This is a genomic window from Phenylobacterium conjunctum, from assembly GCF_042679085.1.
Lineage (GTDB): Bacteria > Pseudomonadota > Alphaproteobacteria > Caulobacterales > Caulobacteraceae > Phenylobacterium > Phenylobacterium conjunctum.
In genome coordinates this window covers 82,347-101,880 of the sequence record NZ_JBHTLQ010000004.1, presented here as the reverse complement: position 1 = coordinate 101,880, position 19,534 = coordinate 82,347, and the positions used below count along the sequence as shown (strand labels likewise).

The window sequence follows — 19,534 nt, the reverse complement described above, 5'->3', positions numbered from 1 at the left end:
TGTAAATCAAAGGTGAAGCTTGGGCTCGCGCCTGGCGCTGCACACCGGAATTTCGAAACCCAAGGTGTGCACATAGAAAAAGGGCGGCGGATTGCTCCGCCGCCCTTCCTGATCCGAAGATCAGATTTGACGCTTACCAGCGCTTGGTCACGGCCATGCCGTAGGTGCGCGGCTCGCTGAAGAAGGCGTTCCGATACAGACCCGAGGAGTCGTCGGTCAGGTAGGTGTCGGTGATCGCTTCCTCGTCGGTGGCGTTCTTGACGAAGCCTTCGAGGATCCAGCCCTTGTCCTGGTTGGCCACGGTGAGCGTCAGGTTGACGTTCTGCCAGCCGTCGATGCGGTCGGCGTTGGAGTTGTAGATCCGGGAGAAGGTCTTGCTCTGGCGGTAGTAGTCGCCGCGCAGAACCGCATCCCAGCCGTTGCCGAAGTCGAAGGTGTACTGGGCGCCGAAAGAGGTCGTCCAGTGCGGGGCGTTCGGCAGTTCCTTGCCCTTCAGATTGACCGCCACGCCGTCGCTGGCGGCGCCGAAGGCGCCCGAGCAAAGGCCCAGCAGGGCGAAGGGGTTGTTCGTGGCGTTGGAGATCGTCAGCGCCGTGGCCGCGGTGGCCTTGGAGACCACGCAGTTGGAGGCGGCCGAGGACTTCACCACGATCAGGTTGGGATCACCCTGGGTGCGGTTGAAGGTGTCGATCGACGAGCCATTGGCGATCTCGGTGTCGAGCCAGCCGATGGCGGCGTTGAACCGCAGCGGACGGATCGGCGACCAGATCGATTCCAGTTCAACACCCTTGATCTTGGCGTCGATGTTCTCGTTGGTCGAAGCGCGATTGACGATCTTCGAGACCTGATAGCCCTTGTAGTCATAGTGGAAGATCGACCCGTTGAGGACGAGCGAGCCGTCCAGCAGGGTGTTCTTCATGCCGAATTCGATCGAGTTCACGAATTCCGGCTCGAAGGTGGCCGGGCCACAGACCACGCCGCCGCCGTTGGTGCAGGGCGGGTTCACGCCGCCGGCCTTATAGCCGCGCGAGTAGAAGCCATAGACCAGGGTGTCGTCGGTGAACGACAGTTCCGGCTTCCAGTCGAAGCCGAAGCGGCCAGTGGTTTCCTTGAACTGGACGCCTTGGTTGACGACCGGCAGCGGACCAGCGGCCTCACCGGCCTTCAGGGCGACGCCCAGCGCGACCGGGTGGGTCTCAACCTTCTTGTCGTCGTCGGTGTAGCGCAGGCCGAGCGTCCACTTGAAGGTGTCGGTCATCTGATAATAGACCTCGCCGAAGAGAGCCTTCGACTTCAGGTGGTAGGGCGCGTAGCTGTCATAGTAGTTGCGGCCCGAACGGTTCGGGGTCGCGCCCTGGTCGACCGGCACGCAGCCCGCGCCGCTGGTGCAGTTCGGGTTGCCGACGCCCAGCAGGTTGTTGACCTGATAGTAGGCGGTGCCCGTGTTGAACATCACGTAGTAGTCGCCGTCGTCAGCCTTGAAGTCGACGTAGATGGCGCCGACGTTGAAGTTGATCGGGCCGTCGAACGAGGACTGCAGACGCAGTTCCTGGGTCCACTGCTTCGACTTGCTGGACGAGATGTCCGAGGTGGTGAAGCGGTTTTGCTTCCCGTTCTGGCCATCGCTGACCACGCCGCCGGGGAAGAGCGCGCCGTACAGGGTGTTGTAGTTCAGGCCAGCCGCGGCCAGGGCGGCGCCGAAGGCGTTGACCGGGTTCGGCGTGGTGTTGAACCCGGCGGTCGGGGTGTAGCGGTTGTAGTCCTGCCGGGTGAACAGGTCGTTCTTGGAATAGGAGGTCAGCGAGGTCAGCTTCAGGCTGTCGGTGACGTTCCAGTCCAGGTTCAGTTCCCAGATGTCGGTCGAGGCTTGGTAGATGGGGTCGAAGGTCGACTCCATGTCCCGCACGTCCGGAGTCTGCATCTTGCCGGCATAGGCGTCGCCGGTCTGCAGGCCGGTCAGGGCGCCGAACAGGCCGCCCAGGGTGCCTTGCGAGTTCACGGTGCCCAGCACGCCGGCCGAGTACAGCGAGGTTTCCTGACAGCCGACGCTGAACAGGCCGCGCTGGACCTGGCCGATCAGGCCGCCGAAGGCGGTGGAGTAGTTGACGCCGGCGACATTGGCCGGGCCGGTGTCCTTGGTGCAGTACTGCTTGCCGATCCGCGAACGATGGTCGTCCTCGTGGAAGCGGTCGTACATCAAGGTGGCCTTGAAGTCGTCGTTCGGCGTGAAGGCGACCGTGGCGCGGACGCCGTACAGGTCGCGGTCGTCGACGTCGTTGCCGGTGACGATGTTCTTGCCGTAGCCGTCACGCTTCAGGGCCGAACCGGCCACGCGCACCGCCAGCATATCGCCGACCGGGACGTTGATCATGCCGCGGAACTTCTGGCCGCCATAGTTGCCGAGCTCGACCCGGGCGTTGGCCTCAAAGCGGTCGACGGGCTTGTTGGTGATCAGGTTGACCACGCCGCCGGTGGCGTTGCGGCCGTACAGGGTGCCCTGCGGACCACGCAGAACTTCGACGCGCTCGACGTCGTAGAACTCGGTCTCGAACAGGTTGTTGGCGGTCAGCGGGGCGTTGTTCAGGTGGATGCCGGTGCCGGCGTCGCCCGAACCGGCCACCAGCTTGGAGCCGACGCCCCGGATCTGGAAGTTGTAGCCGGTGAAGTTGCCCTTGGAGAAGTTGACGTTCGGGATGGCCAGAACCAGGTTCGGGCCGCCGTCGATCTTCTGCTTCTGAAGGCTGTCCTGGCTGAACGCGGAGACCGCGATCGGCACGTCCTGGATCGACTCTTCCTTCTTCTGCGCGGTCACGACCAGTTCTTCGATGACAGTGGTGTTGTCCTGCGCGAACGCCGGCGCGGACAGGGCAGACAGGGCGAGAGCCGAAACCCCGACGGCGAGCGCGGAGCGCAGCCGCAGGCTGTGGGTGTGCATCATGAATCCTCCCAAAAGCGTTCGGGTGTTGGCCACCCCTGGACGCCGGAATTGTTATCTTGCGGTGAGCCCGGGCGCGGGGAGGCGACCGGACGGCCGAAAACTCCCGTTCGCTGACGCCGGCGTCAATTGTGACCGGCGATAAGTTATCCTGAATTACTCACGCAACGGTCCGGTTGTGGCTGAAATGGCGCGCTTTCAAACAGGCTGCACAAAAACGACCGGCGTTTTTTGACGCATCTGGGATGGTGGGCCGAACCTCCCGTAAGGGCAGGGGAAAGCCCCTTCGGCGGCGGAATCGCGGGCACGAAAAAGGGGCGGCGGATGTCTCCGCCGCCCCTTCCGGACTGATCCGAGGATCAGCCTAAGGTGCTTACCAACGCTTGGTCACGGCCACGCCGTAGGTGCGCGGCTCGGTGAAGAAGGCGTTGCGGAACAGACCCGAAGAGTCGTCCGTCAGGTAGGTGTCGGTGATCGCTTCTTCGTCGGTGGCGTTCTTGACGAAGCCTTCCAGGGTCCAGCCCTTGTCCTGGTTGGACACGGTCAGGGTCAGGTTGACGTTCTGCCACTCGTCGATCTGATCCGGCATCGAGTTGTAGATCCGGGAGAAGGTCTTGGTCTGGCGGTAGTAGTCGCCGCGCAGGACCGCATCCCAGCCGTTGCCGAAGTCGAAGGTGTACTGGGCGCCGAACGAGAAGGTCCAGTGCGGCGCGTTCGGCAGCTCCTTACCCTTCAGGTTGGTGGCCACGCCGTCCGAGACCAGGCCGCCGAAGGCGTTGGTGCCGATGGCGACGGCGTTGGAGTTGGCCGACAGCTTGGTGCCCGCGCCCGCCGTGGAGGCCGGGGTGCAGACGCCCAGCAGGGCGAACGGGTTGCCCAGGCTGTTGGAGATGGCCAGGGCCGTGGCCGCGTCAGCCGTACGGACGACGCAGTTGGAGGCCGCCGACGACTTCACCACGGTCAGCAGCGGGTCGCCGCCGGTCCGGTTGAAGGTGTCGATGGACGTGCCGTTGGCGATCTCGGTGTCCAGCCAGCCGAGGCTGGCGTTGAAGCGCAGCGGACGCACCGGCGACCAGATCGATTCCAGTTCGACACCCTTGATCTTGGCGTCGATGTTTTCGTTGGTCGAAGCGCGGTTGATGATCTTCGAGACCTGATAGCCCTTGTAGTCGTAGTGGAAGATCGAGCCGTTCAGGATCAGCGAGCCGTCGAGCAGCGCGTTCTTCATGCCGAATTCGACGGAGTTCACGAATTCCGGCTCGAAGGTCGGCGGGCCGCAGATCACGCCGCCGGTGTTGGTGCAGGGGCTGTTGACGCCACCGGCCTTATAGCCGCGCGAGAAGAAGCCATAGACCAGGGTGCTGTCGGTGAAGCCCAGTTCCGGCTTCCAGTCGAAGCCGAAGCGGCCCGTGGTTTCCTTGAACTGGACGTGCTGGTTGACGGCCGGCAGCGGACCAGCGGTCTCACCGGCCTTCAGGGCGACGCCCAGGGCGACCGGGTGGGTCTCGATCCGCTTGTCGTCGTCGGTGTAGCGCAGGCCGAGGGTCCACTTGAAGGTGTCCGTCATCTGCCAGTACACCTCGCCGAAGAGAGCCTTCGACTTCAGGTGGTAGGGCGCGTAGCTGTCATAGTAGTTGCGGCCCGAGCGGTTCGGATCCTTGCCGGGATCGACCGCGACGCAGCCGGCGCCGGTGGTGCAGTTGGCGTTGCCGGTGCCCAGCAGGTTGTTCACCTGGTACCAGGCGGTGCCGGTGTTGAACATGACGTAGTAGTCGCCGTCATCGGCCTTGAAGTCGACGTAGATGGCGCCGACGTTGAAGTTCAAGGGACCGTCGAAGGCCGACTGCAGACGCAGTTCCTGGCTCCACTGCTTCGACTTCCCGGCCGAGATGTCCGAGGTGGTGAAGCGGTTGAACTTGCCGTTCTGCGGGTCGCTGACCACGCCGCCCGGGAACAGGGTGGCGTAGATGCCGGCATAGGCCGGGCCCAGGGCCGCCAGGGCGTTCACCGGGTTCGGCGACGTGTTGAAGTTCGTCGTCGGGGTGTACCGGTTATAGTCCTGCCGGGTGTAGATCATGTTCTTGGAATAGCCGGTCAGCGACGTCAGCTTCAGAGCGTCGGTGACATTCCAGTCCAGGTTCAGTTCCCAGATGTCGGTCGAGGCCTTGTAGATCGGGTCGAAGGTCGACTCGATGTCGCGCACGTCCGGGGTCTGGGTCTTGCCGGCGTAGGCGTCGCCGGTCTGGAAGCCGCCCAGCGCGCCGAACAGGCCGCCGAGGGTGGCTTGAGAGTTCACGGTGCCCAGCACGCCCGACGAATAGAGCGAGGTGGCTTGGCAGCCTTGGCTGAACAGGCCGCGTTGGATCTGGCCGACCAGGCCGCCCGCCGCGGTGGAGTAACCGACGCCGCCGACAGTGGCCGGGCCATTGTCCTTGGTGCAGTACTGCTTGCCGATCCGCGAACGGCTGTCGTCTTCGTGGAACCGGTCGTACATCAAGGTGGCCTTGAAGTCGTCCGACGGGGTGAAGGCGACGGTGGCGCGCAGGCCGTACAGGTCGCGGTCGTCAGCGTCGTTGCCGGTGACGATGTTCTTGCCGTAGCCGTCGCGCTTCAGGGTGGCGCCCGCGACGCGGACGGCCAGCATGTCGCCGATCGGCAGGTTGACCATGCCGCGCAGCTTTTGTTCGCCGAAGTTGCCCAGCTGGATGCGGGCGTTGGCTTCGAAGTGGTCGACCGGCTTGTTGGTGATCAGGTTGACCACGCCGCCGGTGGCGTTGCGGCCGTACAGGGTGCCCTGCGGACCGCGCAGAACTTCGACGCGCTCGACGTCGTAGAACTCGGTCTCGAACAGGTTGTTGGCGGTCAGCGGGGCGTTGTTCAGGTGGATGCCGGTGCCGGCGTCGCCCGAACCGGCCACCAGCTTGGAGCCGACGCCCCGGATCTGGAAGTTGTAGCCGGTGAAGTTGCCCTTGGAGAAGTTGACGTTCGGAATGGCCAGAACCAGGTTCGGGCCGCCGTCGATCTTTTGCTTCTGGAGCGTGTCCTGGCTGAACGCGGAAACCGCGATCGGCACGTCCTGGATCGACTCTTCCTTCTTCTGCGCGGTGACGACCAGTTCTTCGATGACGGTGGCGCCCGCAGTCTGGGCGAAGGCCGGTTGGGCCATGGCGGCGAGCGCGGCCGCTGAAGCGCCCACGGCCAATAGGCTCCGCAAGTGCAGAGTTCTTTGCATACGTGTTTCCTCCCATGGCGGCCGGACTCTATAGGCCGGTCCGGTCCGCCAACATCCGCCGCGCAGGTGAAAGGCCGGGGTCAGCGGCGTATGCCCCAGCAGACTCTGAGGCTCCTGCTGCGACCGGTGTTCTGTCAACGGGACAGCGTTAAGTGATCGCCGATAATATGAAATGCTTGATCGCGCTGTGGCTTTATTGCCAAGGCTTTGCCGAGGCGCCGCAGGGGCAACCGACTCCGATTTTCCCGGCCTGCGCGAACCTTCACCATGCCGGCGCGCCTCAGGCGTGCGCACCCGGATCGCCGGCCTGGTCCGATTCTTGGCGAGGGTATGGGCGGGCGCCGTTACGGCGCCCCTCGCTGGGGTTTCCGATCGCCTCGGCAGGCGGCATATGAGGGCCATGACCAGCTCCTCTCGCGCCCTCGTGCTGTTCTCCGGCGGCCAAGATTCCACCGTCTGCCTCGCCTGGGCGCTCGCCCGCTATGATCGCGTCGAGACCGTGGGATTCGACTACGGCCAGCGACATGCGGTCGAACTCGCCCAAAGATCGGTGATCCGCGAAAGATTTCTCTCCGCCTTCCCGCTCTGGGCGCCCCGTCTGGGCGAGGATCACATGCTGGAAATGCGCGGGTTCGGCGCCATCGGCGAGACCGCGATGACGCAGGACCGGGCCTTTGAGGTCACCGAAAAGGGCCTGCCCAACACCTTTGTTCCCGGCCGCAACCTGGTGTTCCTGACCTACGCCGCCGCCCTGGCGGACCGTCGCCAGGCGGGCATTCTTGTCGGGGGCATGTGCGAGACCGATTTCTCCGGCTATCCGGACTGTCGGCGGGACAGTCTGGACGCCCTGCAAGGCGCCCTCAATCTGGGCATGGCGCAGGATTTTCGCATCGAAACCCCGCTGATGTGGCTGACCAAGGCCGAAACCTGGGGGCTGGCTCAGGCCCTGGGCGGCGCGGCGCTGGTGGATCTGATCCTCGAGGACAGCCACACCTGCTATCGCGGCGAGCGCGGCGCGCGCCACGCCTGGGGCCACGGCTGCGGCGCCTGTCCGGCCTGTGAGCTGCGCGCCAAGGGCTGGGACGAATGGGTGGCGGCCGGCCGGCCGCTGACGGCGATCCCATGAGGGCGGCGTCATGAGCTATGCGGTCAAGGAGATCTTCCTCACCCTGCAGGGCGAGGGCGGGCAGGCGGGGCGCGCGGCGGTGTTCTGCCGCTTCGCCGGCTGTAACCTGTGGTCGGGCCGTGAGGAGGACCGCGCCACCGCCGTCTGCACCTTCTGCGACACCGACTTCGTGGGCATGGACGGTCCAGGCGGCGGCCGTTTCGCGACGCCTGAGGCCCTGGCGGACGCCGTGGCCGCCAAGTGGGAAGGCGGCGATGCGGCGCGCCTGGTGGTCTGCACCGGCGGCGAGCCCCTGCTGCAACTGGACGAGCCGCTGATCGCAGCCTTCCACGCCCGCGGCTTCTCGATCGCCCTGGAGACCAACGGCACCTTGCCGGCTCCGGAAGGGGTCGACTGGATCTGCGTCAGCCCAAAGAGCACCGCGCCCGTGGTCCAGACCAAGGGGCAGGAGCTGAAGCTGGTCTTCCCGCAGAAGGGGGTGGATCCCAGCGCCTTCGAGGCGATGGATTTCGAGCGCTTCCTGCTTCAGCCCATGGACGGCCCGGACCGGGTGGCCAACACCCAGGCCGCAATCGCCTACTGCCTGGTCCATCCGCGCTGGCGGCTCAGCGTCCAGACGCACAAGTACCTGGGCATTCCGTAGGGGGCCTATTGGCGGCGGCTGTCGGCGCGCTCGTCCTTGTGGCCCCCGCCTGGCAGGATCGCGCCGGCGGCCTTGCCGACCCCCTTGGCGGTCATGCCGACCCCCTTGGCGGTGATACCGATCGCGGCGCCGGCGACGGTCCCCACGGCCAGGGCGATGCAGCCGGACTGGCTCACGCCCAGGCCCAGGATCAGGGCGAAGGCGGCTATTCTGCGCGGGGCGGACATGGGAGGCTCCTTTTGGCAGCCTCTGATTAACCTTGAATGGTCACCAAAAGGTGGCTGTTTCAGCTGCTGAGCGGCTGGCGGGCGACCACGTCGGTGGCGCGGCGCCACGGGCCGACATACCTCGGGTCCTGACGCCTGCGGCGGTCGGGGCCGAAATAGTCCATGGTGCGGATGAACGGGCGCGGCTGGTCGATCAGCAGCTGCAGCCGTTCCAGCACCCCGCGCGCGGTGATCGGCTTGGCCAGGAACTCATTGACCCCGGCGTCGCGCGCCTCGCCGATGCGCCGCACCGTCAGGTGGCCGGTGATCATCAGCACCGGCAGCATGGGGTTGGGACTGTCGGGGGCGTTGCGCAGCAGCCGCACGAAGTCGATGCCGTCCAGGGGCGACATGGCCAGGTCGGTCATGACGATGTCCACCATCTGCCCGCGCAGAAACTGGAGAGCTTCGGCGCCGTCAGAGGCCTCGAACACCTGATTGAGGCCAACCGCTCGCAGGATCTCCATCAACAACACCCGAGAGTTGCGGATGTCGTCGACGAGCAAAACCTTGAGCTGTCCCAGGCGCGGATTTGACAGGTGACTTCTCTCGCGGACAGGAATTGGCCCCGATCCGCAAGGGCGATGGTCTGACCTTGCGGCGGTTGGGGTTGCTTAGCTGCGCCGTACAAAACGCGTCAACTTAATTGAACGCCGTTAGCCGCCAGTGGCTCAATCCCGTTCGTGGCGGCCCGGCGCAAAGGCTCCGCCGCCTGTCTGGGCCCGGTGGCGCAGGAACGCGTCGGCCAGCACGCAGGCGGTCATGGCCTCCACCACGGGGACGGCGCGGATGCCGACGCAAGGGTCGTGGCGGCCCTTGGTGCGCAGGTCGACCTCTTCGCCCGCCTCGTTCAGGCTGCGGCGCAGGGTCAGGATCGAAGAGGTGGGCTTGAACGCCACCCGGGCGACCACCGGTTGGCCGGTGGAGATGCCGCCCAGCACGCCGCCGGCGGAGTTGGACAGGAACAGCGGCCCGTCATTGCCCGCCCGCATCTCGTCGGCGTTCTCTTCGCCGGAGAAGGCGGCGGAGGCGAAGCCGGCGCCGATCTCGACGCCCTTGGCGGCGTTGATCGACATCAGGGCGGCGGCCAGCTCGGCGTCCAGCTTGCCATAGATGGGCGCGCCCCAGCCCGGCGGCACGCCGACCGCCTCGACCTCGACGATCGCGCCGGTGGACGATCCGGCCTTGCGGACCTTTTCCAGGTGCTCCTCCCAGACCGCCACGGTCTGGGCGTCCGGACACCAGAAGGGGTTCTGCTCGGTCTGGTCCCAGTCGAAGCGGGACCGGTCGATGGCGTGCGGCCCGATCTGGACCACGGCGGCGCGGATGGTCACGCCCTCAAGGATCTTGCGGGCCACGGCGCCGGCGGCCACCCGGGCGGCCGTCTCGCGGGCCGAGGCCCGGCCGCCGCCGCGATAGTCGCGCACCCCGTACTTGGCGAAATAGGCGTAGTCGGCGTGGCCGGGGCGGAAAGCCTGGGCGATCTCGCCATAGTCCTTGCTGCGCTGGTCGACGTTCTCGATCTGCAGGGAGATCGGCGTGCCGGTAGTGACCTGGCCGTTGGTGCGGTCGTCCTGGAACACGCCGGACAGGATGCGCACGGCGTCCGGCTCCTGGCGCTGGGTGACGAACTTGCCCTGGCCAGGGCGGCGCTTGTCCAGCCAGACCTGGATCTCTTCGGCGGTCAGGCCGATCCCCGGAGGGCAGCCGTCGACCACGCAGCCGAGGGCCGGCCCGTGGCTCTCGCCCCAGGTGGTGACACGAAACAGATGGCCGAAGCTGTTGTGCGACATGGCGGCGCTTTTAGCCTCGGGAGACGCGCGCGCCTAGACGCTGTCAAATCTCGGCCGGACTTGACCAGGATCATTGCGGCGACGGATCCCAGGCCCAAGCCTCGGCCCCGCGCAGCTGGGGAGGCCGCCATGGACGATCAGGCTGCGCCATGCCCGCCCGGGCGGATTTGGGCCTTCCTCGGCCTGGTGGCGCTGATCTCTCTGCCTTTCTGGCTGTTGGCCCGTGGCCAGATTCTCCCCGGCTTGCCGGTCGCGGCCCTCATGGTCCTGTGTCCCGCGGCCGCCGCCCTGGCCCTGACGACCTATGATCAGGGGGCTGACGGCGTGCGCCGGCTGCTGGCGCGCATCCTCGACGTCCAGGGCATGTCGGGGCGCAGCTGGCTGATCCCGGTCTTGCCCTTCGTGGTGGCGATCCTGGTCTTCCTGATCCTTCGCGCCGCAGGGGCGCAGGTTCCCAACCCCAGCGTCACGGCCCAGGGGCTGGCGCTCCTGCTGGTCCTGTTCCTGCCCGGCGCGGTGGCCGAGGAACTGGGCTGGACTGGCTATGCCATGCCGCCGCTGACGGCCCGGTTCGGAACCTTTGGCGGCGGGGTGCTGCTGGGGCTCGTCTGGGCGCTCTGGCACTATCCGGCCCTCATCGCCGTCGGTCGCGCCCCGGCCTGGATCGCGTGGTGGACCCTGGGGACCGTGGCCATGCGGCTGATCATGGTCCAGGCCTGTCGGCATGCCGGGCTGGGCCTGGCTGGGGCGATCCTGTTCCACGCCGCCTCAAACCTGGCCTGGCAGCTTTTCCCGGTCCAGGGCTCCTGGTTCGACCCGCGGCTTCATGGCCTGCTGATGGCCGCCTCGGCCCTCGTCCTGTCGGCGGCCTGGCGGCGTCGCGCCTGATCAGGCGGCCCAGGCGGCGGCGAAGCGGCGCAGCAGGGTGCGGGCCGCCGAGGCCGTCGTTCGGGTCTGGGGCGTCAGGCGCAGGAACAGATGGCCCTCGCGCCGACGGCCGCGGGCGGGCAGGCCCTGGCCCGGCAGGCGGACCAGTCCGCGCGCTCCGGCCTTCTTGGTGATCCAGACAACGCGCCGGCCCAGCGGGGTCTCCACGGTGATCCGGCCGCCCTCGGCCAACAGGCGCGGCTCGACCGGCACGGTCAGCCACAGGTCGTCGCCGCGCACCAGAAGGTCGCCATCCCCGCGGATCGCCACGGTCAGCTGGACCTCGCCGGCCCGCACCTGGTCGCCGGTCCGCAGGCCTGCGGGCAGGGTCAGGCGGAGGCGTCGCCCGTCGGCCAGGACATGCTCGGCCGACCCGCCCGCGAAGGCCGTCGCCGGGCTGATGGCCAGGGTGGGGGCTTCCTCGCGAGCCGGGCGGATGGGCGCGGGCGGCTGGATGATGCTGTCCTTGGCCTGGGCGCGGGCCTCAGCCAGGCCCTGCAGCAGGTGAAAGGCCTCGACCACCTGGCGGAAGCGTTCGGCGTCGCCTCCGGAGCGGTCGGGATGGGCGCGCTTGGCGGCGTCTCGGAAGGCCAGCCTCAGCTCGGCCGGGGTGTGAAAGGGCGAAAGGCGCAGGATCTCCCGCGCCTGCTTCACGCCCATGCCACCGCCCGCAGACTTCATCGGGCCAGCTAAGGCGAACAGGGTCAACGGCGCGTTAAGCACGTCGCGGCTGTCATATCTCTTCGAACTTGTCGGGCTAGGAGACGGCCATGAAGAGTCGCATGCGCCGCCCCATCCTCGCCCTGCTCCTGGCCTTGGTCGCCACCCCTGTCCTCGCTGACGACCGCGCGCCCAGCATCCCCAGCCTGGACGCGCCGGAGCTCGCCGCCCTGGGCGGCTACGCCGTGGGCGTGCGGTCGGTCACACTGGTCCAGCCCGACCAGGCGGATCCGATCAAGGGGGGGCGGGCCGACCGGGTCCTGCCCGTGGAGATCTGGTACCCGGCGAAGGCCAAGCCTGGCGCGCGGCCGGTGGTCTATTCCGCCGCCCTGCCCGGGGAGCCCCCGCGTCCGCCGGCGGAGTTCACCGTCCCCGGCCTGGCGGTGCGGGACGCGACCGAGGCTGCCGGGACTTTTCCGCTGGTGATCCTCTCCCACGGCTACAGCAATGCGCCGGAGGCCATGAGCTGGCTGGGCGAGAACCTGGCCTCCAAGGGCTATGTGGTCGCCGCGATCCATCACAACGACCCGGACATCGCTGATCGCAACGGGTTTCCCGGGCCGATGCTGCGTCGCCCGCTGGACATCGCCTTTGTCGCCCGGACCTTGCAGGACCGCGCCCGGGTGCACGCGCCGGGCCTCGCCTCCGCCGACCCCGACCGCATGGCCCTGATCGGCTACTCCATGGGCGGCTATGGGGTCCTGACCGTGGCGGGCGCGGCGCTGGACGCTAAGGGGCCTCTGGTCCAGGCGGTTCCCGATGGCGCCCTGGCGGCCTATGCCGCAGGCGGTCCGCGGCAGGGGGAGCTGGCGCTTCCGGGGCTCAAGGCTGTCGTGGCCATCGCTCCAGCCGGGGTCCGCTTCGGCGCCTGGGGAACGGAGGGCCTGATGGGCGTGACCTCGCCCCTGCTGCTGATCGGCGGCGACCATGACGCGACCGTAGGCTTCACCGACGGGATCGCCCCGGTCTTCGCCCAGGCGCGGCGGGCCGAACGCTGGATGCTGGTCTTCCAGAACGCCGGCCACGGGATCGGCATGAGCGCCGCCCCGCCGCAGATGCGCGAGCGGCTCTATGACTTCCACTGGTTCGAAGACCCCGTCTGGCGCAAGGACCGGATCATGGGGATCGATCAGCACATGATCACCGCCTTCCTGGACCTGAAGGTCAAAGGGCAGGCGGACCGGGCGGCTTATCTGGTCAGTGACGTGACGAACGGCGCCGACGGGCGCTGGCCGGCCTCGGCCCAGGCCTATGACGCCCGCAGCCCCGGCGGCACCGGCCAGACCTGGAAGGGATTCTCCCGCAACTCGGCGGTGGGGTTGGAGCTCCGTTACGCAGCCCCCGCGCCCTGAACCCTAGGCGGCCAGCCGCATGCGGTCGGTCAGGATCGCCATCAGGGTGTCGGCGTCCACCGGCTTGGCGACCACGGCGTCCATGCCGGCGGCCAGATAGGCCTCGGTTTCGTGGGACATCGCGCTGGCGGTGACCGCGATGATCGGGGTGTGGCCGCGGCCGGTCTCCCGTTCGCGCTCGCGGATGGCCAGGGTGGCTTCCATCCCGTTCATCACCGGCATGCTGATATCCATCAGGATGGCGTTCCATTCGCGGTCAGCCCAGGCGTCCACGGCCTCGGCGCCGTTCTCCGCCGTCTGGGCGGCGACGCCGTAGTCGAGCAGCAGCGACTGCAGCACCATGCGGTTGGTGGCGTTGTCGTCGACGATCAGCACCTTGGGACCTCGCGGGGTGACCGCGGCCGGCGCCGGCCGGACCTCGCGCCGCTCCGCCGTCGGCAGCGGCAGGCGCAGGGTGAAGGTCGAGCCAACCCCCGGCGCGGAGATCAGGTCGATCTCGCCCTTCATCAGGGTCGCCAGGTCCCGGCAGATGGCCAGGCCCAGTCCGGTGCCGCCCGCGCGGCGGTTGTGCGAGCCGTCGGCCTGCACGAACTTGTCGAACACCTGGGCCTGATCCTGCGGCGCGATGCCGACACCGGTGTCGTGCACAGACATGACCACGTCGTCGCCGTGAGCGTTGATCTCGACGCGGATCGAGCCCTCGTCGGTGAACTTGAGCGCGTTGGAGATCAGGTTGGACAGGATCTGCCGCAGCCGCACCTCGTCGCCGATCCGGGGCAGGGCCTCGGTCTCGGTCACGGTCAGGGTGAAGGTCAGGCCCTTTTCCTGCGCCAGGGGCTCATAGAGCCGGCGTAGGCCTTCGCCGAACGGAGCCAGGTCAAAGGGCGCCGAGGACAGGCTGAGCGCACCGGCCTCGATCTTGGAGATGTCCAGCACGTCGTTGAGAATGCCCAGCAGCATCTGGGCCGAGGCGCGGATCACCGACACCCGGCCGCGCTGCAGGTCGTCCAGCTTGCCCCGCTCCAGAATCTGCACCATGCCCAGCACCCCGTTCAGCGGGGTGCGGATCTCATGGCTGATGGTGGCCAGGAATTCCGACTTGGCGCGGTTGGCCGCCTGGGCCTGGACCGCTAGGTCGCGGAGCTCCACCGTACGCTCGGCCACCCTTTGCTCCAGGGTGTGGTTCATCTCCTCGACCTCGTCGGCGTGCTCCTTCAAGCGCCGGATCAGGGAGAGGTTTTCGCGGCCCAGATTGATCGAGCGGACCGTCAGGGTGTGGTTGTTGTGGTGGCCCACCAGCATGACGCCCCAGAACACCAGGCCCAGCAGGCCCAGCACCGCCTGGGGCCCGCCCAGCATCAGCAGCTGGGCGCAGGCCGGCGCCAGCATCAGGCTCACATAGATCCGCCCGGTCAGCTTCATGGGCGCCAGCACGCCGATCGCGCCCCCGGACAGGGCCGACAGGATGATGATGATGACGAATTGGCTTTCGGCGTTTTCCACCGGCAGCATCTTCCAGGCCAGCCCGGCGCACAGCGCCGCGCTCAGGATCAGGCCGCCGGCGTGCGCCTGGGACCAGCGGTTCAGTTGCGGCCACGGCGGGGTGGGCGAGGCGCTCAGCATACTGGCCAGCTTGCGGTCGACCAGCAGTCGCGCCGCCGCCAGGGCCAGGACCACACCCAGCCAGGTCAGGTAGACCGGGTGATCCCCTCGGTGGGCGGCCAGCACCACGCCGATCGAAGCGGCGATCTGCACCACCATGGTGGTCAGGTTGTTGCGGTGCGCCAGCCGCAACAGGGCGAGGTCGAGCGGATCGCTCGCCGGATCGGTCTTCTGGTCGAATTGAGTCAAGGGCTCGTCCAGTCGGGGGCCTGTGGTCTGGCTTTCGACTAGAGAGGCGTTACGCTTAAAAAAATGTCCGACAACTTGAGTATATTTCGGGAGAGTCGCCCGAATTGGGCAGTTTCAGAGATTGTGTGAACGAGGCAAACCCCGAACCGGGCGGTTAAGAATTAAGTTTTACTTGCCGTAAAGCTTAATGATCCGTGATCGCCAGGGCCACAGCCTCGGCCACCTTGATGCCGTCCACCGCCGCCGACAGGATGCCGCCGGCATAGCCCGCGCCTTCGCCGGCCGGGAACAGGCCGCGGGTGTTCAGGCTCTGGAGGTCCTTGCCGCGGGTGATCCGCACGGGCGAGGAGGTGCGGGTCTCCACCCCGGTCAGCACGGCGTCGTCGGCTGCGAAGCCGGCGATCTGTCGCGCGAAGACCGGCAGGGCCTCGCGGATCGCGGTGATCGCGTAGTCCGGCAGGCAGGCCGACAGGTCGGTGGGCGTGACGCCCGGCCTGTACGAGGGGATCACCTCGCCCAGGGCCTGCGAGGGGCGACCGGCGAGGAAGTCGCCGACCCTCTGGCCCGGCGCCGCATAGGTCCCGCCCCCGGCCTTGAACGCGGCCTCTTCCCAGCGCCGCTGCAACTCGACCCCGGCCAGGGGGTGGCCCGGATAGTCCTTGTCCGGGGTCACCCCCACCACGATGCCGGCGTTGGCGTTCCGCTCGTTGCGCGAATACTGGCTCATGCCGTTGGTCACCAGCCGGCCCGGCTCCGAGGCCGCGGCGACCACCGTGCCGCCCGGGCACATGCAGAAGGAATAGACGGTGCGGCCGTTCGAACAGTGGTGCGACAGGCTATAGGCCGCCGCCCCCAGGTCCTTGTGTCCGGCGAAGGGGCCGAAGCGGGCCTTGTCGATCCAGGACTGCGGATGCTCGATGCGGAAGCCGAGCGAGAACGGCTTGGCCTCCAGGAATACGCCGCGTTCCAGCAGCATGGCGAAGGTGTCGCGCGAACTGTGGCCCAGGGCCATGACCACATGGCGCGCGGCGATCTCCTCGCCGGTGTGCAGCCTAACGCCCGCCACGCGGCGGGTTCCGTCGGCGGCGGTCTCGACCAGCAGGTCGGTCACCCGCGACTGAAACTGGTACTCTCCGCCCAGGGCCTCGATCTTGGCGCGCATGGACTCGACCATGGTCACCAGCCGGAAGGTGCCGATGTGCGGATGGGCCTCGGTCAGAATCTCTTCCGGCGCGCCGGCCTGCACGAACTCGGTCAGCACCTTGCGGCCAAGGTGCCGCGGGTCCTTGATCTGGCTGTAGAGCTTGCCGTCCGAGAAGGTGCCGGCCCCGCCCTCGCCGAACTGGACGTTGGACTCCGGGTTCAGCTCGCTTCTGCGCCACAGGCCCCAGGTGTCCTTGGTGCGTTCCCGCACCACCTTGCCGCGCTCTAGGATGATGGGCTTGAACCCCATCTCAGCCAGGATCAGGCCGGCGAACAGCCCGCAGGGACCGGCGCCGATGACCAGCGGCCGCTCAGCCAGGTCCGCCGGCGCCTGGGCCACCGGGCGATAGCGGGTGTCCGGGGTCGGGCCGATCTTGGGATCGTCCTTGCAGCGCTTCAGCACCGCCGCCTCGTCGGTGACCTCGACGTCCACATTGTAGACCATCAGGATCGCGGTCTTGCGTCGGGCGTCATGGGCCCGCTTGGCCACCTCGAATCGCACCAGTTCGGCGCCTTCGAGGCCCAGCCGCGCCCGCAGCGCCGCCTCCAGGGCCTGCGGCGGGTGATCGATCGGCAGCTTGATCTCGTTGACGCGCAACATCGGCGCCTATGTAGCGGCTCGGGGCGGGAAGGGAAGGCGCCCGTCTACAGGCTCGCCCTGCGCAGGAAGTCATCCGCTTCCGGGGTCAGGGCCCAGCGATGCGAGCGCTCGCCGAAGGGCCGGTGGACCAGGGGCGCGAGGCCCCGGGACCGGAGCGCGCGGCAATGGGCGTCAAAGGCTGCGATCAATTCGGCCTTCAGGCCGGGGGAGGCGGCCTGTCCGGTGCGCCGATGAGCCACCCGGTCGATCACCGCGTCGCGGTGGGCCGCCCCGCTCAGCTCCAGCAGGGCGTCGACGATCTCGGCCATCCGGGCGTCGAGGTCGGGGGCCAGTCTCGCCAGCCGCGCGGCGGCCATCTCTTCCTTGCGCACCAGGGTCATGGGTCCGTCGTTAATCCTGTTACGGCCAAGGCGCCCTGAGACCTGCGGTCGCAGGACCTTGTCCGCTGCAAGGCTAGGATGAGCGGGCCGGTGAAACCCAGTCCCTTTGGCCCCAGTTTGGGAACCCCCTGCCGTTTGGCCGCATGACGCGCTATAGCCGGGCCATGACCGACAAGCCCGCCATCCCCGCCTCGCCCAGCGAGGAGGAGTACCTGAAGAACGTCGCCCAGGCCGACCTTCCGGCCCTGAGCGCGGAGGACCCCTTCGCCCTGTTCGCCGACTGGCTGGCGGACGCTTCGGCCAAGGAAGTCAACGACCCCAACGCCATGGCCATCGCCACGGCCGACGAAGACGGCCTGCCCGATGTTCGTATGGTGCTCCTGAAGGACGCCGGCCCCGACGGCTTCGTCTTCTATACGAACCTCGGCAGCGCCAAGGGGCGCCAACTGGCGGCCAATCCCAAGGCCGCGCTTTTGTTCCACTGGAAGTCCCTGCGCCGCCAGGTGCGGGTGCGCGGGACGGTCTCGGCCGTCACGCCTGAAGAAGCCGACGCCTACTGGGCCACCCGCGCCCGCCCGGCCCAGCTAGGCGCCTGGGCCTCGGAACAGTCCAGGGCCCTGCCGGACCGCCTGGCCTTCGAGAAGAAGATCGCCGAGTACGGCCTGAAGTTCGGCCTGTCGAAGATCCCGCGCCCGCCGCACTGGTCCGGCTGGCGGGTGACGCCGCAGAAGATCGAGTTCTGGCGCGACCGTCCCTTCCGCCTGCACGAGCGCCTGGTCTTCCACCGGGCGGAGGGCGGCTGGACCACCGAGAGGCTCTATCCTTGAGCCCGAGCCCGGCTGACGAGGAGGCCGAGGTCGCCGCCTGGTTCGCCGCGCGGTCGGAGCCCAACCCCATCGAGACCGCCTGCGCCCGCGTCTATCTGGCCGGCGACACGGCCTTCAAGGTCAAGCGCCGGGTCGACCTGGGCTATCTGGACTTCTCCACCCTGGAGCAGCGGCGCTGGGCGCTGGAGCGCGAGCTCGCCTTCAACCGCGCTACCGCGCCGGACATCTATCGCGGCGTGCGCCGGGTGACCCGCGCCGCCGACGGCCGCCTGGAGCTCGAGGGGTTCGGGGTGACGGTCGAGTATGCGCTGGAGATGCGCCGGTTCGACGAGACCCTGGTCCTGTCGGCCCGGCCCGACCTGGTGGACGCCCCCCTGTCCGACGCCCTGGGGCGGCTGGTCGCCCGCGTCCACGCCGAGGCCCCGGTCCGCCCCGAGGGCGGCGGCGTCGCCAACCTGAAATACACCATCGATTCCAACGCCCACCTGCTGCGGGGCATGGCGGATCGCCTGGGCGTCGCCGAGGTCGAGGCGGTGATCGCCGACACCTATGCTGAGCTCGACCGCCGGGCGGACCTGCTGGAGGCCCGCCGCGCGGCCGGCTTCTCGCGCCACTGCCACGGGGACCTGCACCTGGGCAATATCGTGCTGGAGAACGGCAAGCCCATGCTGTTCGACTGCATCGAGTTCAACGATGTGCTGTCGGAGATCGACGTCCTCTACGACCTGGCCTTCCTGCTCATGGACCTGGACTTCCGGGACAAGCGCCAGGCGGCGGCCCATGTGCTGGCCGCCTATTTCGACGAGGCGGCGCGGACCTGGGGCGAGCCCTTGCGCGATGGCATGGCCCTGCTGCCCCTGCTGCTGTCGGTGCGGGCCGTGGTGCGGGCCCACGTCTGCGGCAATTCCGGCAAGGACGCCGAGGCGCGGGCCTATCTCGCCGCCGCCGCCGCGCACCTCAGGCCCGCTGCGCCGCAACTGGTCGCGGTCACCGGCCTGTCGGGCGCGGGCAAGACCAGCTTCGCCCGCGCCGCCGCACCCCATCTTGGCGCCTCGCCCGGCGCGGTGGTCCTGCGCACCGACGAGGTCCGCAAGCGGCTGCTGGGCGTCGCCCCGGACGCCCGCCTGCCCGACAGCGTCTACTCGCCGGCCTTCTACGCCGATGTCTATGACACCCTGTTCGCCGACGCCCGGTCCCTGCTGGCGGCCGGCCGCGCGGTGGTGCTGGACGCCACCTTTATCCAGCCGGAGCTGCGCGCCCGCCCGCAGGCCTTGGCCGCCGAGGCGGGGGTTCCGTTTCGCGGAGTCTGGCTGGACGCCCCCGCAGAGGTGCTGGCCGACCGCATCGCCCATCGCACCGGCGACGCCTCCGACGCCACCGTCGCCACCCTGAAGATGCAGCTCGAGCGCGACGTGGGCGAGGTGACCTGGACCAAGGTCGATGCGACCCGGGCGGTGGACGAGAATGTCAGGGCGTGGGGCGCCCTCTAAGGTGTCATCCCGGTTTTCGCGTAAGCGAAAGACCTGGACCCATAGACGCCGAACTATCCGGACAGCCCCACGCATATGGGTCCCGGACAAGCGCTCCGCGCTTTCCGGGATGACAGCGGTGGCTTTTAGAAAACCCGCATCGCCCCGGTGAAATCCTGGTTATGAGCTAGGAGAAGGCGCCTCTAGTC

The 19,534-nt window shown here is 68.0% G+C and carries 15 protein-coding genes; 6 read left to right on the top strand and 9 right to left on the bottom strand.

Features of this window, described 5'->3' with window-relative positions:
* Positions 1 to 133 precede the first annotated feature (133 nt).
* Both ACFQ27_RS02800 and ACFQ27_RS02795 read right to left on the bottom strand, forming a co-directional pair.
* Positions 134 to 2,938 (bottom strand): TonB-dependent receptor, encoded by a 2,805-nt coding sequence (locus tag ACFQ27_RS02800; protein WP_377352361.1) that lies wholly within the window; start codon positions 2,936 to 2,938, stop codon positions 134 to 136.
* Between the two features lie 370 nt (positions 2,939 to 3,308).
* Positions 3,309 to 6,167, bottom strand: a complete 2,859-nt coding sequence (locus ACFQ27_RS02795; RefSeq protein WP_449304993.1) for a TonB-dependent receptor — start codon at positions 6,165 to 6,167, stop codon at positions 3,309 to 3,311.
* A gap of 400 nt (positions 6,168 to 6,567) precedes the next feature.
* On the opposite strand from ACFQ27_RS02795, the gene queC reads away from it, so the two are divergent.
* Together queC and queE are read left to right on the top strand one after the other, a co-directional pair.
* The gene (gene queC / locus ACFQ27_RS02790) at positions 6,568 to 7,293 is read left to right on the top strand and encodes a 7-cyano-7-deazaguanine synthase QueC (protein WP_377352357.1); all 726 of its coding nucleotides are present in this window, start codon (positions 6,568 to 6,570) and stop codon (positions 7,291 to 7,293) included.
* 10 nt (positions 7,294 to 7,303) lie between these two features.
* Positions 7,304 to 7,936 (top strand): 7-carboxy-7-deazaguanine synthase, encoded by a 633-nt coding sequence (gene queE, locus ACFQ27_RS02785; RefSeq protein WP_377352355.1) that lies wholly within the window; start codon positions 7,304 to 7,306, stop codon positions 7,934 to 7,936.
* Between the two features lie 5 nt (positions 7,937 to 7,941).
* On the opposite strand, the gene ACFQ27_RS02780 is transcribed toward queE, so the two are convergent.
* The 3 genes from ACFQ27_RS02780 to aroC form a co-directional block, all read right to left on the bottom strand.
* On the bottom strand, positions 7,942 to 8,163 hold the full coding sequence (locus tag ACFQ27_RS02780) for a hypothetical protein (RefSeq protein ID WP_377352354.1): 222 nt from the start codon (positions 8,161 to 8,163) through the stop codon (positions 7,942 to 7,944).
* A gap of 59 nt (positions 8,164 to 8,222) precedes the next feature.
* Positions 8,223 to 8,708, bottom strand: coding sequence for a response regulator (locus ACFQ27_RS02775; protein WP_377352353.1), 486 nt, complete (start codon positions 8,706 to 8,708; stop codon positions 8,223 to 8,225).
* Positions 8,709 to 8,873: 165 nt separating this feature from the next.
* A complete protein-coding gene (gene aroC / locus ACFQ27_RS02770; RefSeq protein WP_374346952.1) occupies positions 8,874 to 9,995 on the bottom strand; it encodes a chorismate synthase in 1,122 nt (373 codons plus the stop codon).
* 129 nt (positions 9,996 to 10,124) lie between these two features.
* Between aroC and ACFQ27_RS02765 the strand changes: the two genes are divergently transcribed.
* Positions 10,125 to 10,883: a CPBP family intramembrane glutamic endopeptidase gene (locus ACFQ27_RS02765; RefSeq protein ID WP_377352352.1), complete on the top strand. Its 759-nt coding sequence runs from the start codon at positions 10,125 to 10,127 to the stop codon at positions 10,881 to 10,883.
* Here the strand turns inward: ACFQ27_RS02765 and ACFQ27_RS02760 are convergent, their stop codons facing one another.
* Positions 10,884 to 11,603 carry a DnaJ C-terminal domain-containing protein gene (locus ACFQ27_RS02760; RefSeq protein ID WP_374346956.1) on the bottom strand — a complete coding sequence of 240 codons (720 nt, stop codon included), beginning with the start codon at positions 11,601 to 11,603 and terminating at the stop codon, positions 10,884 to 10,886.
* 89 nt (positions 11,604 to 11,692) lie between these two features.
* On the opposite strand from ACFQ27_RS02760, the gene ACFQ27_RS02755 reads away from it, so the two are divergent.
* Entirely contained in the window at positions 11,693 to 12,994 is a 1,302-nt protein-coding gene (locus ACFQ27_RS02755) for an alpha/beta hydrolase family protein (RefSeq protein WP_377352350.1), read from the top strand.
* A 3-nt stretch (positions 12,995 to 12,997) separates the two neighbouring features.
* On the opposite strand, the gene ACFQ27_RS02750 is transcribed toward ACFQ27_RS02755, so the two are convergent.
* From ACFQ27_RS02750 to ACFQ27_RS02740, 3 genes are all read right to left on the bottom strand, one after another.
* Positions 12,998 to 14,845, bottom strand: coding sequence for an ATP-binding protein (locus ACFQ27_RS02750; protein ID WP_377352349.1), 1,848 nt, complete (start codon positions 14,843 to 14,845; stop codon positions 12,998 to 13,000).
* 184 nt (positions 14,846 to 15,029) lie between these two features.
* A complete protein-coding gene (locus ACFQ27_RS02745) occupies positions 15,030 to 16,649 on the bottom strand; it encodes an NAD(P)/FAD-dependent oxidoreductase (protein ID WP_377352347.1) in 1,620 nt (539 codons plus the stop codon).
* 44 nt (positions 16,650 to 16,693) lie between these two features.
* Positions 16,694 to 17,029 (bottom strand): hypothetical protein, encoded by a 336-nt coding sequence (locus ACFQ27_RS02740; RefSeq protein WP_374346963.1) that lies wholly within the window; start codon positions 17,027 to 17,029, stop codon positions 16,694 to 16,696.
* 164 nt (positions 17,030 to 17,193) lie between these two features.
* On the opposite strand from ACFQ27_RS02740, the gene pdxH reads away from it, so the two are divergent.
* Positions 17,194 to 17,856 (top strand): pyridoxamine 5'-phosphate oxidase, encoded by a 663-nt coding sequence (gene pdxH, locus ACFQ27_RS02735; protein ID WP_377352345.1) that lies wholly within the window; start codon positions 17,194 to 17,196, stop codon positions 17,854 to 17,856.
* Positions 17,853 to 19,346, top strand: a complete 1,494-nt coding sequence (locus tag ACFQ27_RS02730) for a bifunctional aminoglycoside phosphotransferase/ATP-binding protein (RefSeq protein WP_377352342.1) — start codon at positions 17,853 to 17,855, stop codon at positions 19,344 to 19,346. The genes pdxH and ACFQ27_RS02730 overlap by 4 nt, the downstream gene beginning before the upstream one ends.
* The last annotated feature ends 188 nt before the right edge of the window (positions 19,347 to 19,534 follow it).

Excerpts from the sequence above, each read along its gene's own strand:
- ACFQ27_RS02800 (WP_377352361.1), bottom strand. The coding sequence starts at position 2,938 with ATGATGCACACCCACAGCCTGCGGCTGCGCTCCGCGCTCGCCGTCGGG.
- ACFQ27_RS02795 (WP_449304993.1), bottom strand. The coding sequence starts at position 6,167 with ATGCAAAGAACTCTGCACTTGCGGAGCCTATTGGCCGTGGGCGCTTCA.
- queC (WP_377352357.1), top strand. The coding sequence starts at position 6,568 with ATGACCAGCTCCTCTCGCGCCCTCGTGCTGTTCTCCGGCGGCCAAGAT.
- queE (WP_377352355.1), top strand. The coding sequence starts at position 7,304 with ATGAGCTATGCGGTCAAGGAGATCTTCCTCACCCTGCAGGGCGAGGGC.
- ACFQ27_RS02780 (WP_377352354.1), bottom strand. The coding sequence starts at position 8,163 with ATGTCCGCCCCGCGCAGAATAGCCGCCTTCGCCCTGATCCTGGGCCTG.
- aroC (WP_374346952.1), bottom strand. The coding sequence starts at position 9,995 with ATGTCGCACAACAGCTTCGGCCATCTGTTTCGTGTCACCACCTGGGGC.
- ACFQ27_RS02765 (WP_377352352.1), top strand. The coding sequence starts at position 10,125 with ATGGACGATCAGGCTGCGCCATGCCCGCCCGGGCGGATTTGGGCCTTC.
- ACFQ27_RS02760 (WP_374346956.1), bottom strand. The coding sequence starts at position 11,603 with ATGAAGTCTGCGGGCGGTGGCATGGGCGTGAAGCAGGCGCGGGAGATC.
- ACFQ27_RS02755 (WP_377352350.1), top strand. The coding sequence starts at position 11,693 with ATGAAGAGTCGCATGCGCCGCCCCATCCTCGCCCTGCTCCTGGCCTTG.
- ACFQ27_RS02745 (WP_377352347.1), bottom strand. The coding sequence starts at position 16,649 with ATGTTGCGCGTCAACGAGATCAAGCTGCCGATCGATCACCCGCCGCAG.
- ACFQ27_RS02740 (WP_374346963.1), bottom strand. The coding sequence starts at position 17,029 with ATGACCCTGGTGCGCAAGGAAGAGATGGCCGCCGCGCGGCTGGCGAGA.
- pdxH (WP_377352345.1), top strand. The coding sequence starts at position 17,194 with ATGACCGACAAGCCCGCCATCCCCGCCTCGCCCAGCGAGGAGGAGTAC.